Annotated in this window: 18 protein-coding genes; 17 read left to right on the forward strand and 1 reads right to left on the reverse strand. The window is 69.2% G+C overall.

Annotation, left to right across the window (positions count from 1 at the left end):
• The 3 genes from QZV72_RS06900 to QZV72_RS06910 form a co-directional block, all read left to right on the forward strand.
• The coding region (locus tag QZV72_RS06900; protein ID WP_297006594.1) for a transposase at positions 1 to 531 on the forward strand (531 nt) is incomplete at its 5' end.
• Positions 528 to 752, forward strand: coding sequence for a DUF6444 domain-containing protein (locus QZV72_RS06905; RefSeq protein WP_297006597.1), 225 nt, complete (start codon positions 528 to 530; stop codon positions 750 to 752). The genes QZV72_RS06900 and QZV72_RS06905, both read left to right, overlap by 4 nt.
• Positions 753 to 846: 94 nt before the next feature.
• The gene (locus QZV72_RS06910) at positions 847 to 1,014 is read left to right on the forward strand and encodes a hypothetical protein (RefSeq protein ID WP_297006598.1); all 168 of its coding nucleotides are present in this window, start codon (positions 847 to 849) and stop codon (positions 1,012 to 1,014) included.
• Positions 1,015 to 1,118: 104 nt separating this feature from the next.
• On the opposite strand, the gene QZV72_RS06915 is transcribed toward QZV72_RS06910, so the two are convergent.
• A complete protein-coding gene (locus QZV72_RS06915) occupies positions 1,119 to 2,831 on the reverse strand; it encodes a hypothetical protein (RefSeq protein ID WP_297006600.1) in 1,713 nt (570 codons plus the stop codon).
• Positions 2,832 to 2,925: 94 nt separating this feature from the next.
• On the opposite strand from QZV72_RS06915, the gene hisD reads away from it, so the two are divergent.
• The 14 genes from hisD to trpA form a co-directional block, all read left to right on the forward strand.
• Positions 2,926 to 4,242, forward strand: a complete 1,317-nt coding sequence (hisD, locus tag QZV72_RS06920; protein ID WP_297006601.1) for a histidinol dehydrogenase — start codon at positions 2,926 to 2,928, stop codon at positions 4,240 to 4,242.
• A 5-nt stretch (positions 4,243 to 4,247) separates the two neighbouring features.
• Positions 4,248 to 5,360: a histidinol-phosphate transaminase gene (locus QZV72_RS06925; protein ID WP_297006603.1), complete on the forward strand. Its 1,113-nt coding sequence runs from the start codon at positions 4,248 to 4,250 to the stop codon at positions 5,358 to 5,360.
• The gene (gene hisB, locus QZV72_RS06930; protein WP_297006604.1) at positions 5,357 to 5,968 is read left to right on the forward strand and encodes an imidazoleglycerol-phosphate dehydratase HisB; all 612 of its coding nucleotides are present in this window, start codon (positions 5,357 to 5,359) and stop codon (positions 5,966 to 5,968) included. Before QZV72_RS06925 ends, hisB begins: the two co-directional genes overlap by 4 nt.
• Positions 5,965 to 7,254 carry an MFS transporter gene (locus QZV72_RS06935; protein WP_297006606.1) on the forward strand — a complete coding sequence of 430 codons (1,290 nt, stop codon included), beginning with the start codon at positions 5,965 to 5,967 and terminating at the stop codon, positions 7,252 to 7,254. The genes hisB and QZV72_RS06935 overlap by 4 nt, the downstream gene beginning before the upstream one ends.
• 27 nt (positions 7,255 to 7,281) lie before the next feature.
• Complete coding sequence (gene hisH, locus QZV72_RS06940) at positions 7,282 to 7,932, forward strand: imidazole glycerol phosphate synthase subunit HisH (RefSeq protein WP_297006608.1); 651 nt, start codon at positions 7,282 to 7,284, stop codon at positions 7,930 to 7,932.
• 79 nt (positions 7,933 to 8,011) lie between these two features.
• Positions 8,012 to 8,773, forward strand: coding sequence for a bifunctional 1-(5-phosphoribosyl)-5-((5-phosphoribosylamino)methylideneamino)imidazole-4-carboxamide isomerase/phosphoribosylanthranilate isomerase PriA (gene priA / locus QZV72_RS06945; RefSeq protein WP_297006609.1), 762 nt, complete (start codon positions 8,012 to 8,014; stop codon positions 8,771 to 8,773).
• A gap of 40 nt (positions 8,774 to 8,813) precedes the next feature.
• The gene (locus tag QZV72_RS06950; RefSeq protein ID WP_297006621.1) at positions 8,814 to 9,815 is read left to right on the forward strand and encodes an inositol monophosphatase; all 1,002 of its coding nucleotides are present in this window, start codon (positions 8,814 to 8,816) and stop codon (positions 9,813 to 9,815) included.
• The gene (gene hisF / locus QZV72_RS06955; protein WP_297006611.1) at positions 9,812 to 10,588 is read left to right on the forward strand and encodes an imidazole glycerol phosphate synthase subunit HisF; all 777 of its coding nucleotides are present in this window, start codon (positions 9,812 to 9,814) and stop codon (positions 10,586 to 10,588) included. Before QZV72_RS06950 ends, hisF begins: the two co-directional genes overlap by 4 nt.
• Positions 10,585 to 10,950, forward strand: a complete 366-nt coding sequence (hisI, locus tag QZV72_RS06960) for a phosphoribosyl-AMP cyclohydrolase (protein ID WP_297006613.1) — start codon at positions 10,585 to 10,587, stop codon at positions 10,948 to 10,950. Before hisF ends, hisI begins: the two co-directional genes overlap by 4 nt.
• An 11-nt stretch (positions 10,951 to 10,961) precedes the next feature.
• Entirely contained in the window at positions 10,962 to 12,509 is a 1,548-nt protein-coding gene (locus tag QZV72_RS06965) for an anthranilate synthase component I (protein ID WP_297006614.1), read from the forward strand.
• On the forward strand, positions 12,506 to 13,171 hold the full coding sequence (locus QZV72_RS06970) for a TIGR02234 family membrane protein (RefSeq protein ID WP_297006615.1): 666 nt from the start codon (positions 12,506 to 12,508) through the stop codon (positions 13,169 to 13,171). The genes QZV72_RS06965 and QZV72_RS06970 overlap by 4 nt, the downstream gene beginning before the upstream one ends.
• A 33-nt stretch (positions 13,172 to 13,204) precedes the next feature.
• Entirely contained in the window at positions 13,205 to 14,008 is an 804-nt protein-coding gene (trpC, locus tag QZV72_RS06975) for an indole-3-glycerol phosphate synthase TrpC (protein ID WP_297006617.1), read from the forward strand.
• 78 nt (positions 14,009 to 14,086) lie between these two features.
• The gene (gene trpB / locus QZV72_RS06980; RefSeq protein WP_297006622.1) at positions 14,087 to 15,400 is read left to right on the forward strand and encodes a tryptophan synthase subunit beta; all 1,314 of its coding nucleotides are present in this window, start codon (positions 14,087 to 14,089) and stop codon (positions 15,398 to 15,400) included.
• Positions 15,400 to 15,860 (forward strand): tryptophan synthase subunit alpha (gene trpA, locus QZV72_RS06985; RefSeq protein WP_297006619.1); only part of this gene is annotated, 461 nt, incomplete at its 3' end. The genes trpB and trpA, both read left to right, overlap by 1 nt.

Here is a 15,860-nt window from a genome sequence, read left to right on the forward strand (position 1 = left end):
CCGCCTTCATGGCATTTCCTGTCGCAAACTCTTCACGACGCGCACGTGTTGTGCATCGTCGTTTCCTCCCCGTTATTTCGGTTGCTGACCTGCAACACCTGGCAGCATGGCCCGTATGACAAGTGGCTCGACAAACTCGATGAGGTGCTCACCGAGCCCCGGCATGTGGAACTGCAGTTGGCGTGGAAGGCGTGCATGCGGTTTCGGCGCGGCTTGGCTGACCGGGACGCCGGGGTGATCCGGTCGTCGGTGGCGGGTATGGCGGACTGTCCGATCGAGGAGCTCGCCAAGCTGGGCAAGACGTTGACAGCGTGGATCGAGCCGATCGTGGCGTTCTGTGCGACCGGGCGGTCATCAGGTGCGGTGGAGGCGGTGAACAATCTCATTGAGCTGCACCGGCGGATCGCGCGGGGGTTTCGCAACTTCGACAACTACCGGTTGCGGATGGTGGTGATCGGGGGTGGATCTGACGAGCGGTCCGGTTCAGGCGACAGGCCGTGCCCCACACTCAAACGCGAAGAACCTCCGTGACTGATGACCGCAAGCCTACCTCCGACGAGCTCGCTGCTCTCGTCGTTCAGCAGGCCGCGGTCATCGACGCGCTGACCGCGGAGGTCGCCGACCTGGAACGCCAGCTCGGCATGAACTCCCGCAACTCCTCGAAACCACCGCCGACCAGGACACCTCCACCACTATCCGGCAGGTGTTGGACCTGCCGGAGATCCACGCCGAAATCACCGAACACCACCTGACCCGTCGACGGTGCTCCTGCGGGTGCGTCACCAGCCCGGATGCCCCGACCAGGGTGAACACCCCGGTGCAGTACGGGGCGAGGGGAAAGCCGCGATGGTGAACCTGACCTGCGGACAGTTCGTGTCGTTGGCCCGCGCCGCCGAACTGCTCACCGGCATGCTCGGCATCCCGGTGTCCACCAGGACAGTCGCCGCAGCGCAAACCGCCGTGGCCGAGGGACTGGACCAGGCGGGTCCGGGTCTGATGGTCAGCTGGAACTGACGGTCATGAGCATGGCTGCGATGGTCAGCAAGGTCGTCGCTGACCTGTTGGGGCGCCCTGCCCCGGGCACGGAGTAGGGAAACAGCACGCGGGGGACGTGATGACTATCCCTGCCGCAGGTTGCGCAGGGCGTGGTAGCCCTCCCACGCGGCGTTCTCGCCGGTGTCGAGGGCACCGCCGGCATCGGTGTCCGGGTCACCGCCCGGGACGCTGAGCAGCTCTACATGGGCGAGGTCCAGGGCACGGTCACAAGCGGAGCCGTCACCCTGGTCCAGGTACAGTTCCGCCGCACTGACCCAGTTCAGGGCAGCCCCGGAGTGGTCCCGGGCGTCCCGGAAGTACCGGGCGGCACGCTCGGCGTAGGCCACCGCGAGATCAGGCCGGTCCGCCATCTCCCACACCGCCGACATGTCCTCGTTCCAGTCCGCGAGGTGCCAGGTCAGCATGTCGCCGTCGGTGTCCGCCGACCGGTCGCCGACGGTCCCCGGATCCTCCAGCACCCGCAGAGCCCGTTCCATGAGCTCCACCGCCCGCGAGGTCTCGCCTGAGGAGCACCGTTCCCGGGCCGCGGTGCGCAGCACCTGGGCGGCCGGGATACGTTCACCCCGGTCCAGGTGCAGGGCGGCCGCGCGCTCCAGCAGGGAGACCACCGTCTCCCCGGTGTCCGAGCCCAGGGTGCCGGCCTCCCCGGCCTCTTCCGCCGCCATCGTGGCGATGGACAGGCAGGCCAGGGTGCGTTCGGTGTCCGGGGTCAGTGCGGACCAGTCCGCCGTGGACGCAGCCAGGGCGAAGGCCTCGTACGGCAGGTCCGCTCCCAGCGCCGCCCGGGCCCGCACTGCCCGCAGGTTCAGCAGTGCGGGGCTCACCGGTGCGCCGTCGAGGGCGACGTGGTACCGGCGGGCCAGGTCATAGGCCGCGTCATAGTCGCCGTCGGCGTTGAGCAGCTGGCACACCTGTTCTGCCCGGTGCATGCCCTCCAGCGGGGCACCCAGGTCGAGGGCGAGTTCGGCGCAGGCCCGCCAGTGGGCGAGGACACCGTCGGTGTCCATCTCCTCCGGCGTCTCCCCGGCGGTGAGGGCCAGATACCCCAGCACGTCATGGGCCTCGTAGGTCTGGGTGGGGGAGACCGCCGGATCCAGGCCCGCCAGATGGTCGGCGACCAGGGCCACGGCGTCCGCGGACCGGCCGTCGGCGTGCAGTTGCTGGGCCTCGGTGAGCACCCGGTCGCCCGGCTGCGCCGTCGGTGAAGTGAACCGGGCGCACAGGGCCCGGAACTGTCCACGCTTTGCGGCGTTCTCCGTGGTGGTCGCACAGGTCAGGCCCGCCATCGCGGCCAGGGACAGGCACACCCGGACGTGCCTGGGGGAGTCCTCGGTCAACCCGGCCCCGGCATCGGTGAGCCGGGCGGCGAGTTCGGTGAGCAGGGCCGGGGAGGGAGCGAGTCCTGAGGTCAGCACCACATCATCGCACTCCGCGACCATCGCGACCAGGCACAGCGAGGACAGTGCGAGCACCGCTGAGGGGGTGTCCCCGGCGTCCTCGGCGAGGGACCGCCAGGCACGGACCTCGGCGACGGTGTCGTCGTGCAGTTCCATCCGGTCGGCGGCGGCCGCACGCAGCACGTGGAACTCGGTGCGTTCGGCGGGCGCGAGATCCGCGGGCAGGCCGGAAGGGTCGGTGAGCCAGAACCGGGTGCCGAACTCACTGGTCAGCTGCCAGCTCGTCGCATGGTCACCGGCCCGTGCCGCACTGACGGACTCCCGTAGAAGATCCGCGAGACCGCGCCCCGCGTCCTCGCCCTGTCCCTCATCCGCCATCCTGCTCAAGACCCTCCGTCCCGTCGACCATGTGCACTACGTCTAGAATCTTCAGACGATACCCGACCATCACCTGAGGAGACGATCCCAGCTCATGCTTTCGCGTCTGGATCTGAGGGGACAGACCCCCTCGACCGCCGAACTCCGCCGCATCCTGCCCCGCGGAGGAGTCGACATCGACCATGTACTTCCGGCCGTGACCCCCGTGGTCGAGGCCGTCCGGGACCGCGGTGCCGCCGCGGCCCTCGAGTACGGCGAGAGCTTCGACCATGTGCGTCCCGACTCCGTCCGCGTGCCGGCCTCCGTCATCACCGAGGCCGCCGAGAGCCTCGACCCGACGATCACCGCCGCCCTGACCGAGGCCATCTCCCGGGTGCGAGCCTTCCACGCGTCCCAGGTCCCCGCCGACGCCACCCTGGAGATCGCCCCCGGCGGCCTCGTCGGTGAGCGCTGGATCCCGGTCAACCGGGTCGGCCTGTACGTGCCAGGCGGCAAGGCAGTCTACCCGTCCTCGGTGATCATGAACGTTGTGCCCGCCCAGGAGGCCGGCGTCGGTTCCCTTGTCGTCTGCTCCCCGCCGCAGGCCGACTGCGGCGGTTGGCCGCACCCGACCGTGCTGGCCGCCTGCTCGCTGCTCGGCGTCGAGGAGATCTGGGCCGTCGGCGGCGGCCAGGCCATCGCCCTGATGGCCTACGGCGACGACGGGTATGACCTGGAGCCGGTCGATCTCGTCACCGGACCGGGCAACATCTTCGTCACCGCCGCGAAGCGGCTGTGCCGCTCCGTCGTCGGCATCGACGCCGAGGCCGGACCCACCGAGATCGCCGTGCTCGCCGACGGGTCCGCCAACCCGGTCGCCGTGGCCTACGACCTCATCAGCCAGGCCGAGCACGACCCGATGGCCGCCTCCGTGCTCATCACCGACTCGGTCGAGCTGGCAGACGCCGTCGACCGCGAGGTCGCCGAGCGCTACCGGGTCACCCTCAACCACGACCGGGTCAACGAAGCGCTCACCGGCGTGCAGTCCGGCATCATCCTCACCGACAACCTCGATGAGTCGGTGCGCGTGGCGGACGCCTACGCCGCCGAGCACCTGGAGGTGCAGACCGAGGACGCCGAGGGTGTCGCCGCCCGGATCACCAACGCCGGGGCGATCTTCATCGGCCCGTACTCCCCGGTGCCGCTGGGTGACTACGCCGCCGGCTCGAACCACGTCCTGCCGACCTCCGGCACCGCCCGGCACTCCTCGGGCCTGTCGACCCACACCTTCCTCAAGCACGTCGACGTCATCAACTACGACCGCACCGCCCTCAAGGAGGTCGCGGACACGGTCGTCACCCTGGCAGACGCCGAGCGCCTGCCCGCCCACGGCGAGGCAGTGAAGGCACGTTTCGAGAACCCGGAGATCTGAGAGCCATGACCGACCTGAACGACCTGCCGCTGCGTCCTGAACTGCGTGGCAGGTCCGCCTACGGTGCCCCGCAGCTCACCGTCACCAACCAGCTGAACACCAACGAGAACCCCTACGCGCCCTCCGGGGGACTCGTCGAGGACCTCGTCACCGAGGTGCGCCGCCTGGCCACCACCCTCAACCGCTACCCCGAGCGGGACGCCGTCGAGCTGCGCGACGAACTCGCCGCCTACGTCTCGAAGCAGACCCACGTGTCGGTCACCCGCGACCAGGTGTGGGCCGCCAACGGCTCCAACGAGGTCCTCCAGCAGCTGCTGCAGGCCTTCGGCGGTCCGGGGCGCTCGGTCATGGGCTTCACCCCGAGCTACTCGATGCACCCCATCCTCGCCTCCGGCACGCAGACCGAGTTCGTGGACGTGCCCCGCAGTGGAGCGGACTTCGCCATCGACGTGGACAAGGCTGTGGCACAGATCGCGGAACAGAAACCCGACCTCGTCTTCGTCACCACCCCCAACAACCCGACCGGCGGGATCACCCCGCTCGCCGACCTGCGCCGCATCATCGAGGCGGAGCGGGCGGTCGGCGGCATCGCCGTCATCGACGAGGCCTACGCCGAGTTCTCCGACGAGCCGAGTGCGACCACCCTGCTCGCTGACTACCCGGCGACCCTGGTGGTCTCCCGCACCATGTCGAAGGCCTTCGACTTCGCCGGCGGACGCCTCGGCTACTTCGTCGCCGACCCCGCCTTCATCGAGGCCGTCATGCTGGTGCGTCTGCCCTACCACCTGTCGACCCTGTCCCAGGCCGCGGCGACCGTCGCCCTGCGCCACGCCGACGAGACCCTGGCCACCGTCGCGAAGCTCCGGGAGGAGCGGATCCGCGTCGTCGCCGCCCTGTCCGACCTCGGCTACAAGGTCGTGCCGAGTGAGTCGAACTTCGTCTTCTTCGCGGTCCCGGACAACGCCGACGCCCACGACCTCTGGCAGAAGTTCCTCGACCTCGACGTCCTCATCCGCGACGTGGGCGTCGCCGGGCACCTGCGGATGACCGTGGGACTGCCGCAGGAGAACGACGCCTTCCTCGCCGCCGCCGACAAGATCATCGGAGAATACAAGTGAGCACCAGCACCGACCGCATCGCGCGTATCGAACGGAGCACGAAGGAGTCCTCCATCACCGTCGAGATCAACCTCGACGGCACCGGGAGGACCGACATCCACACCAAGCTGCCCTTCTTCGATCACATGCTCACCGCCTTCGGTGCGCACGGCAGCTTCGACCTCACCGTCCACGCCGACGGCGACATCGAGGTGGACGCCCACCACACGGTGGAGGACACCGCCATCGTCCTCGGCCAGGCGTTCGCGCAGGCACTCGGCGACAAGAAGGGCATCCGCCGCTTCGCGGACTCCTACATCCCGATGGACGAGACGCTGGCCCAGGCCGTCGTCGACGTCTCCGGGCGTCCCTACTACGTCGGCACCGGTGAGCCCGAGACCATGCTGACCACCGTCATCGGTGGGCACTACGCCACCGTGATCAACCAGCACTTCTTCGAGACCCTGGCCTTCAACGCCAGGATCGCCCTGCACGTGCGCTGCCTCTACGGCCGCGATCCGCACCACATCACCGAGGCGGAGTTCAAGGCGGTGGCCCGCGCGCTGCGTGCCGCCACCGAGTCCGACCCGCGGGTGACGGGGGTGCCGTCGACCAAGGGCACTCTGTGACGGCGGGGAGCTCCGGCAATGCCGCGCTGGCGGTCCTGAAGGTCAAGGGCCTGCCCCTGACTCTGCTCAGTGTCTTCTGTGCATTCCTCGGTTGGTCGCTGCTGCTGCCGGTCATCCCGGTGGCCATGCTCGACGACGGCTACGGCGATGCGCTGGCCGGGCTGTCCACCGGCATCTTCATGGCGGCCACCGTCGGCACACAGTTCTTCGTCCCGCGGCTGCTGCGGTCGGTCGGCTACGTGCCGGTGATGATCGGCGCGGCGGTCCTGCTGGGTGTGCCCTCCGCGTTCTACCTCATCGACGGTGGCGCCTGGTTCGTCCTACTCGTCTCCGCAGTGCGCGGCATCGGCTTCGGCGCGGTCACCGTGGCGCAGTCCGCCCTGCTCGCCGAACTCGTGCCTCCCCGGCAGCTCGGTCGGGCGAACGCCTTCTTCGGCGCGGCGATCGGTGTCGGCGAGATCCTCGGGTTCAGCATCGGGCTCACCCTCTACACCCACGCCGGCGACAGCGTCTTCCTCATCGCCGTGGTCTGCGGAGTCGTCGGGGCGCTCGGCGCCCTGGGCGTCCCACCGCTGAGGGCAGCCCCGAAGCAGCCAGCGGAACAGGCGGAACCGGCCGCGACCCACGCCCCGCTGTGGAAGCTCGCCCTCGTGCCCGTCGTAGGCCTGTGCACCGGTGCGATGGGCTTCGGCGCGCTGTCCGCCTTCGCCGCCCCCGCGGTCGGCGGTGTCGACCCCGCCGTCGCGGCGACGGTCGCCGGTCTCGCACTGGCGGTCACCGGCGCGGCCCAGATCGTCGGGCGCATCATCTCCGGCTGGTGGGCGGACCGCATCGGCGAGCCCGGACGACTCGTCGTGTGGGCGTCGCTGTGCGCTGTCGGCGGCATGCTCGCCATGGCGACCGTCATCCACACCGCCCCCTCCGGTGGCGCGCTGGTGGCCGGTGCCCTCGGGTCTGCGGCCCTGTTCGGCCTGGGGTTCGGTGGTGTCCAGTCCGAGACCCTGCTGATGATGTTCGCCCGGATGCCCAGAGAGCGGCTCTCCGAGGCGTCCGCCACGTGGAACATGTCCTTCGACTCGGGTACCGGCGCCGGTTCCGCCGTGCTCGGCGTCGTAGCTTCCTCCAGCGGCTACGGCGGGGTGTTCCTCGCCGGGGCAGGGCTGGTCGGGCTCGGTACCGTCACCCTGGCCGGCGACCGGTGGCTGGGACGGCACCGGGTTGTCGGGTACCGGAACATCCGCACCCGGCTGCGGCACCTCACAACGGGACGGCGCCCGCGTGCCTGACGTGCCCGCACGCTAGAATCTGCGGGCATGGCAACTCCTCGCGTCGCACTGCTCGACTACGGTTCCGGTAACCTCCGATCCGCCCAGCGGGCGCTGGAGCATGTGGGGGCGGAGGTGACCGTCACCGCCGACCCGGACACGGTCCTGGGTGCCGACGGACTGCTGGTCCCCGGCGTCGGGAACTTCGGTGCCTGCATGACCGGTCTGCGCGCCGTCCACGGCGACCGGATGATCGACATCCGACTGTCGGGCGGACGCCCCGTCCTCGGTATCTGCGTCGGCATGCAGATCCTCTTCGAGTACGGCGTAGAAGGATCCGACGGCGACGGTCCGGGGACGGAAGGCTGTGGCCAGTGGCCCGGATCGGTGACCAGGCTCGAGGCGTCCGTGCTGCCGCACATGGGGTGGAATACGCTGGACGCAGCGCCCGGCAGTGCACTCTTCGCCGGGGCAGACCCGGCAGAACGCTACTATTTCGTCCATTCCTACGCAGCCCGCGACTGGGAACTGGTCACCGACGGACACACCGAGGCGCCCAAGGTCACCTGGGCCACCCACGAAGACTGCCGGTTCGTCGCCGCCGTGGAGAACGGTCCGCTGTGGGCGACCCAGTTCCACCCGGAGAAGTCCGGCGAGGCGGGGGCACGGTTGCTGCGCAACTGGCTCGCCACCCTGTAAAACCACCCGAAACCACCTTGTGGGATAATAAATCCCACGATACGGCTGAGGCCGTCCATCTCCGCGATAGGATGTTCACATGACTCTCACCCTGCTCCCCGCCGTCGACGTCCGCGACGGCCAGGCCGTCCGTCTCGTCCAGGGGGCCTCAGGTTCCGAGACCAGCTACGGCGCCCCACTGGACGCAGCGCTGGCCTGGCAGAACGCCGGAGCACAGTGGGTGCATCTCGTCGACCTCGACGCGGCCTTCGGCACCGGATCCAACTTCGACCAGCTCAACGAGGTCATCAGCCGGCTCGACGTCGACGTCGAGCTCTCCGGCGGCATCCGGGACGACGAGTCACTGGTCCGTGCCCTGTCCACCGGCTGCCGGCGTGTGAACATCGGCACTGCGGCCCTGGAGAATCCGGACTGGTGCGAGCGCATCATCGGCGAGTACGGCGACCGTGTCGCCATCGGACTCGACACCCGTCAGATCGACGGGGAATGGCGGCTGCGGGGTCGCGGCTGGGTCTCCGACGGCGGAGACCTGTGGGAGGTTCTTGAGCGCCTCGACTCCCAGGGCTGCTCCCGTTTCGTCGTCACCGACGTCTCCCGCGACGGCATGCTCACCGGCCCGAACATCGACCTGCTGCGTGAGGTCGCCGCCGCGACCTCCGCCCCCGTCGTCGCCTCCGGTGGCATCTCCAGCCTCGACGACATCGAGGCCCTGGCCGACGCCGTCACCGACGGCGTCGACTCCGCCATCGTCGGCAAGGCCCTCTACGCCGGAAAGTTCACCCTCGAACAGGCTCTCGCCGTGGCCCGCGGTGAAGCCGTCCCGACAGACGGACAGGAGTGAGGCCATGACCGACTCACCGATTGGCTCACCCGAGGACCGGATGTCCACCGGTGCGGAGGAGGCCCCGGAAATCCGTGATGTCGACATCGTCGACCACGAGATCGACACCCGTGCCCTCCTCGCCATCGCCGAGGCCGCCGTCGACGAGGCCGAGGCCACCTTCACCGCCGCCGTCGGTGCAGACCCCGCGGTGATGAAGAGTCCCGGTGATTTCGCCACCGAGGCGGACCTTTCCGTCGAACGTCAGCTGCGTACCCTGCTCACCCGCTACACCGGCCTGCCGGTGCACGGTGAGGAATACGGCGTGGTCCGGCCCGGCGAGCAGGTCGAGATCAACCCCAACGACGAGTACGCGGACGAGTTCGACGGCCCGCAGAGCAAACCGTCAAGGGGGCCGTCAAACCCCGGCCTGCACGAACTCCCGGAGACCTGCTGGGTCGTCGACCCCATCGACGGCACCGCGAACTACGCCGTCGGCAACCCGTTCTGCTGCATCCTCGTCTCGCTCGTCCACAAGGGAGAGGCCGTCGTCGCCGTCTGCGAGATGCCCCTGCTCGGCCGACGGATCACCGCGCGCAAGGGCCACGGACTGTTCGTCGACGGTCACCCCGCCCGGAGTATGCCGCCCTCGGACCCGGCGCTGACCCAGATCGGCTTCGGCTCGATCCTGTCGCAGCGCCGGGGAAACCTCCCGGTCTCCTACCGGCAGGACATGCTCAACGCCATCGGCCGGACCTACCCGCGCATGCGGGTCTCCGGCTCCTGCGGCATCGACCTCGCCTTCACCGCCGCCGGAGTCTTCGGCGGCACCGTGACCTTCAGCCCCAACCTCTGGGACAACTGCGCCGGCATCCTCATGATCCGGGAGAACGGGGGAGAGGTCACCGACTTCGCCGGCAACCGCTGGGTCCCCGGCGTCTCCGGCATCGTCGCCGGAGAACCCGAGGTGCACGCCAACCTGATCCGGCACATCCAGTCGGTGCCGATAGGCACCGCCGCCCGCAACGCCCAGGACGTCAAGGACCGTGGAGGAATCCGATGAGTGTCGCTGTCCGTGTCATCCCTTGTCTCGACGTCGACGACGGTCGCGTCGTCAAGGGGGTCAACTTCGAGAACCTGCGTGATGCCGGCGACCCTGTCGAGCTCGCCGCCCGCTACGACGCCGAGGGCGCCGATGAGCTGACCTTCCTCGACGTCTCGGCGTCGAAGGACGGTCGCGGCACGATGCTCGACGTGGTCCGCCGTACCGCCGACCAGGTCTTCATCCCGCTCACCGTCGGTGGCGGTGTGCGTTCTGAAGACGATGTCGACCAGTTGCTCCGCGCCGGTGCCGACAAGGTCTCGGTGAACACCTCGGCGATCCACCGTCCCGAGCTGCTCCGCGAACTCTCCGGACGCTTCGGCGCCCAGTGCATCGTGCTGTCCGTCGATGCCCGACGCGTCCCCGAGGACGGTGACCCCCAGCCCTCCGGCTTCGAGGTCACCACCCACGGTGGTACCCGTTCCGCCGGACTCGACGCGGTCGAGTGGGCCCGCCGCGGCCAGGAGCTCGGCGTCGGTGAGATCCTGCTGAATTCCATGGACGGTGACGGCACCCGGGACGGTTTCGACCTGGAGCTCATCGAACTCGTCCGTGCCGTCGTGACCATCCCCGTCATCGCGTCCGGCGGGGCGGGGAAGGCAGCCGACTTCCCGCCGGCGGTCAGGTCCGGGGCGGACGCGGTGCTCGCCGCGTCCATCTTCCACTTCGGTGACGTCGCCATCGGTGAAGTCAAGGATGCCATGGCCGACGCAGGGATCGAGGTCCGCCGATGAGCGACCCCCGCACCGATCCCGCCGACTACGACCTCGATCCGGCGGTCGCCGCCCGCCTCAAGCGCAACGAGGCCGGCCTTGTCCCCGCCGTGGTCCAGGAGAACACCACCGGTGACGTCCTCATGCTCGCCTGGATGGACGACCACGCTCTGGCCCACACACTGGCGACGGGGAAGGGAACCTACTGGTCCCGGTCCCGGGGCGAGTACTGGGTGAAGGGGGAGACCTCCGGTCACACCCAGTTCGTCCACGAGGTCCGTCTCGACTGTGACGGTGACACCCTGCTGGTCAAGGTCGACCAGACCGGCGGCGCCTGCCACACCGGGGACCACACATGTTTCGACGCCGACCGGCTGACCTAGAATCGACGACGATGACTACCGCTGAGTCCGACCCGTACCAGATCACCTCCCTGGAGACTTTCCGTCGCCTGGGTGCCCGTCACCGCGTCGTCCCCGTCGTGAGGAAGGTCCTCGCCGACGGAGAGAGTGCGCTGAGTGCCTACATGAAGCTCGCCGCCGACCGGCCCGGCACTTTCCTGTTCGAGTCCGCCGCCCCCGGTCAGTCCTGGTCGCGGCACTCCTTCATCGGCACCGGGGCACGTTGCGCCCTCGTCGCACGTGACGGTGAGGCGCACTGGACCGGTGCCGCCCCCGATGACCTCGTCGCCGGGCCCGCCGACCCGCTCGAGGCGGTGCGCCACGCTCTGGCGGTGCTGCACACCGAGCCGCTGCCCGGTCTGCCGACCCTGAGTTCGGGGCTGGTCGGCTACATGGGCCACGACATGGTCCGCTACATCGAGGACCTGCCGGACACCTGCATCAACGACCTGCAGGTCCCCGACATGGTCCAGATGCTGGTGGACACCCTCGCCGTCGTCGACCACCACGAGGGCACCGTCTGGCTCATCGCCAACGCGGTGAACTGGGACGGCTCCGACGACCGTATCGAGGACGCCTACGCCGACGCGGTCGCCCGCATCGACGAGATGGAGCGGCGTCTGGCCACCCCGTCGTCGCTGCCGGCGGTGACCTTCTCCACACCGGCCCCGGAGCCGCGGCGTCAGCGGGCCAGGGAGGAGCACATCCGTCGCATCGGTCTGTGCAAGGAACACATCCTCGCCGGTGACGCTTTCCAGATCGTCCTGTCCCAGCGCTTCGAGATGGACACTCAGGTGCCGGGGACCGACATATACCGCATGCTGAGGGTCGCCAACCCCAGCCCCTACATGTTCCTGGTCAACGTCCCGTCCGACGACTTCTCGGAGACCGCTTTCCAGATCATCGGCTCCTCCCCGGAGTCACTGGTCCAGGTCGAGGACGGCAGGGTCACCACTTTCCCGATCGCCGGCTCCCGTCCCCGCGGCGCGACCTTCGAGGAGGATGAGCTGCTGGAGAAGGAGCTGCTCGCCGACGAGAAGGAGAACTCCGAGCACCTCATGCTCGTCGACCTGGGGCGCAACGACCTCGGTCGGGTCTGCGAACCCGGTACCGTGACCGTCCATGACTTCCGCCACGTCGAGCGGTACAGTGCGATCATGCACCTGGTCTCCGGCGTCTCCGGACGCCTCGCGGAGGGCGAGACCGCCCTCGACGCCTTCGCAGCGACCTTCCCGGCCGGAACGCTGTCCGGGGCGCCGAAGCCTTCCGCCCTGGCCATCATCGACGAACTGGAGGACACCCGTCGCGGTGTCTACGGCGGCACAGTCGGCTACTTCGACTTCTCCGGCAACACCGACCAGGCCATCGCCATCCGTACCGGCCTCTACAAGGACGGCACCGTGTTCGTCCAGGCGGGCGGGGGCATCGTCGCCGACTCTGACCCCGAGGCGGAGGACGACGAGACCCGGAACAAAGCGCTCGCGGTGCTGCGCGCCGTGGCCGCCGCCGAGACCGTCCGACCGGTGGGGGTGCAACAGTGACTTCCCGCTGGGAGGCCGTGCGGAAGCGGCTCAACGGACGAAGCCTGGCACTGGCGCTCACCGTGCTCAGCGCGGCGGGCCTGTGGGGCACCGGTCAGATGACCTGGCTCACCGCCTCCGTCGTCGACGACAAGACCGGCGAATCCACCAAGGACATCATCGGCCGGGTGTGGGACGCCGCGGGCACCCCGCTGGCCCTGGCCATGCTCGCCGCGATGATCCTCTCGTTCGCGTTGGCGCCCGTGGCACGCCGTGTCCTCGGCGGGATCAGTGCGGTCCTGGCCGCGGTCGCCGGCGTCGCTGCAGTGGTGCTGCTCGGCGGCGACCCTGACCTCGACCGCGCCCGGCAGTTGCTGACCACCGGGGCGGCGACACAGAAGCAGTCCGACCCGGTGCAGATCTCCGACTGGGCGCACGTCACGGCGGCTTCGGTCCACACCCTCCCGGTCGTCCTCGCTCTGATCGCCGCCGCCTGTGGTGTCGTCGGTGGCGTCCTGCTGGCGATGAAGCCGGGGGAGGCCAGGCAGGGCCACAGCCGCTACGAGACCCCTGAGGCGCGCCGCGAGGGTGTCGTCGAGGACCTCAACGAGGATCCGGGGTCAGGGAGGGTCCTGTGGGACGCGCTCGACGCGGGTGTGGACCCCACCGACCGGCCTGATTGAGTGGTGCCCGTCACGGGCGGTTACGATAGCGCCATGACTGTGCTGGACGAGATCATCGCCGGTGTCCTTGAGGACACCGCCCGCCGCGAGGCGGAGGTTCCCCTCTCCGAGATCAAGGCCCGTGCCCTGGACGCCCCCGCGCCACGGGACGCCCTCTCCGCCCTCTCCGCCCCGTCCGTCAGTGTCATCGCCGAGGTGAAGCGGGCGAGTCCGTCGAAGGGGCATCTCGCCGACATTCCCGAGCCGGAGGTGCTGGCCAAGGCCTACGAGACCAACGGTGCGGCCGTGATCAGCTGTCTCACCGAGGAGCGGCGCTTCCACGGGTCTCTGGCGGACTTCGACAAGGTCCGTGCCGCGGTGGACATCCCGATGCTCCGCAAGGATTTCACCACCACCCCGTACCAGATCCACGAGGCCCGCGCCCACGGTGCCGACGTGATCCTGCTCATTGTCGCGGCCCTGGACCAGGACCGGTTGGCCGCCCTGCTGGACCGCACCGAGTCCCTGGGCATGACCGCCCTGGTCGAGGTCCACACCGTCGAGGAGGCGGAGCGGGCCGTCGCCGTCGGTGCGAAGGTCATCGGCGTCAACGCCCGCAACCTCAAGACCCTGGAGGTGGACACCTCCGTGTTCGCGAGGATCGCCCCGGTCATCCCCGGGGGCATCGTGAAGGTGGCGGAGTCCGGTGTGCGGTCCAAGACCGATCTGCAGACCTACGCCGCGGCCGGCGCGGATGCGATCCTCGTCGGTGAGGGGCTGGTCACCGCTCCGAATCCGGGCCAGGCCTGTCGTTCGTTGGTCGCCGCCGGTCAGCATCCGGCGTTCCCGCGGTCCTGAGTGGACCGACCCGGGGGCGTTCCCGGGCGGTGGGCGTGATGCAGGGTACAGTCGGACGACGTGAGCACCGACAGTCCTGTGAGTACAGATTCCGCGAAAAACCCCCTCGGCCTGCCGACGGCCGGTGAGGTGATCGCCAACCCCACCGCCCATGACGCCGACGAATTCGGCCACTGGGGCGACTACGGCGGTCGTTTCATCCCCGAGGCCCTCATGGCCGTCGTCACCGAGATCGAGGACGCCTGGGGTAAGGCCCGCGTCGACCCTGCCTTCCTGGAGACCCTCGACGACTTGCACCGGAACTACACCGGGCGGCCGTCGCCGCTGTACCACGGCCCGAATTTCTCGGCGACGGTCGGTGCGAAGGTGGACTTCAAACGCGAGGACCTCAACCACACCGGCTCGCACAAGATCAACAACGTGCTCGGACAGGTCCTGCTCGCCCAGCGGATGGGCAAGACGAACGTCATCGCCGAGACCGGCGCCGGTCAACATGGTGTAGCCACTGCCACGGCGTGCGCCCTCCTGGGGTTGAACTGCCGGATCTACATGGGTGAGGTCGACGCGAGGCGTCAGGCCCTCAATATCGCCCGGATGCGTCTGCTCGGTGCGGAGGTCATCGAGGTCACCGCCGGTTCCGCGACGCTGAAGGACGCCATCAACGAGGCCATGCGCTTCTGGGTCTCCCACGCCGAGGACACCTACTACGCTTTCGGCACCGCCGCCGGTCCGCACCCCTTCCCCGAGATGGTCCGCGACCTGCAGCGTGTCATCGGGGTGGAGGCCCGAGCCCAGATCCTCGCCGCTGAGGGACGCCTGCCGGATGCAGTGATGGCCTGTGTCGGCGGCGGGTCCAACGCCATCGGTCTGTTCCACCGTTTCATCGATGATGAGGGGGTGGCCCTGCTCGGTGCCGAGGCCGGGGGCGACGGTGTGGAGACCGGCCGTCACGCCGCCCCGATCACCGTGGGCAGGGAGGGGGTGTTCCAGGGTTCGTTCGCCGCCCTGATGCAGGACGAGGACGGGCAGATCATCGAGTCCCACTCCATCTCCGCGGGCCTGGACTACCCGGGCGTCGGCCCGGAGCATTCGCATCTCGCCCACATCGGGCGGGCCGAGTACCTGCCGATCACCGACACGGAGGCGATGGACGCCTTCCGTCTGCTGACCAGGACCGAGGGCATCATTCCTGCGATCGAGTCCTCCCATGCCGTCGCCCTGGCGGTGAAGATCGCCGCCGAGTACGCGGACGGCACCCGGACCACCGCCGACGGTGGGGAGCCGGTGTTCATCGTGAACATCTCCGGCCGGGGGGACAAGGACGTCGACACCGCCGCCCAATGGTTCAACATGCATCCCGACACCGGTGAGATCGCCGAGGAGAACAACTGATGACCGCCCTGTCCGACATATTCCTCTCGGCCCGTGCCGAGGGGCGCGCCGCCTTCGTCGGCTACCTGCCCGCCGGCTACCCCACGGTGGACGCCGCCCTGGACAACCTGACGACCCTGGCCCGCTACGCCGACCTCATCGAGGTGGGCATCCCTTTCAGTGACCCGATGATGGACGGCCCCACGATCCAGGCCGCCGGTACCGAGGCCCTGGCCAACGGCTTCCGCGTCCGGGACACCTTCGCCGCAGTGGCCGCCGTCGTCGCCGCCGGAAGCAATGCCGTGATCATGAGTTACTGGAATCCGATCCTGCAGTTCGGTCCCGAGAGATTCGCTGAACAGCTCGCCGCCGCTGGTGGACTGGGCTCCATCATTCCGGATCTGCTGCCGGAGGAGTCCGCCCGGTGGAATGCCGCCTGCGCTGCCAACGGACTGGACAACGTCTACCTCGTGGCCCCCTC

Source organism: uncultured Corynebacterium sp. (assembly GCF_902782855.1).
Classification (GTDB): Bacteria; Actinomycetota; Actinomycetes; order Mycobacteriales; family Mycobacteriaceae; genus Corynebacterium.

What these genes read in the sequence shown, in the direction of transcription:
- QZV72_RS06910 (WP_297006598.1), top strand. Translation starts at nt 847, where the DNA reads ATGGTGAACCTGACCTGCGGACAGTTCGTGTCGTTGGCCCGCGCCGCC.
- QZV72_RS06915 (WP_297006600.1), bottom strand. Translation starts at nt 2,831, where the DNA reads ATGGCGGATGAGGGACAGGGCGAGGACGCGGGGCGCGGTCTCGCGGAT.
- hisH (WP_297006608.1), top strand. Translation starts at nt 7,282, where the DNA reads ATGGCAACTCCTCGCGTCGCACTGCTCGACTACGGTTCCGGTAACCTC.
- QZV72_RS06950 (WP_297006621.1), top strand. Translation starts at nt 8,814, where the DNA reads ATGTCCACCGGTGCGGAGGAGGCCCCGGAAATCCGTGATGTCGACATC.
- trpC (WP_297006617.1), top strand. Translation starts at nt 13,205, where the DNA reads ATGACTGTGCTGGACGAGATCATCGCCGGTGTCCTTGAGGACACCGCC.
- QZV72_RS06965 (WP_297006614.1), top strand. Translation starts at nt 10,962, where the DNA reads ATGACTACCGCTGAGTCCGACCCGTACCAGATCACCTCCCTGGAGACT.
- hisI (WP_297006613.1), top strand. Translation starts at nt 10,585, where the DNA reads ATGAGCGACCCCCGCACCGATCCCGCCGACTACGACCTCGATCCGGCG.
- hisD (WP_297006601.1), top strand. Translation starts at nt 2,926, where the DNA reads ATGCTTTCGCGTCTGGATCTGAGGGGACAGACCCCCTCGACCGCCGAA.
- QZV72_RS06925 (WP_297006603.1), top strand. Translation starts at nt 4,248, where the DNA reads ATGACCGACCTGAACGACCTGCCGCTGCGTCCTGAACTGCGTGGCAGG.
- priA (WP_297006609.1), top strand. Translation starts at nt 8,012, where the DNA reads ATGACTCTCACCCTGCTCCCCGCCGTCGACGTCCGCGACGGCCAGGCC.
- hisF (WP_297006611.1), top strand. Translation starts at nt 9,812, where the DNA reads ATGAGTGTCGCTGTCCGTGTCATCCCTTGTCTCGACGTCGACGACGGT.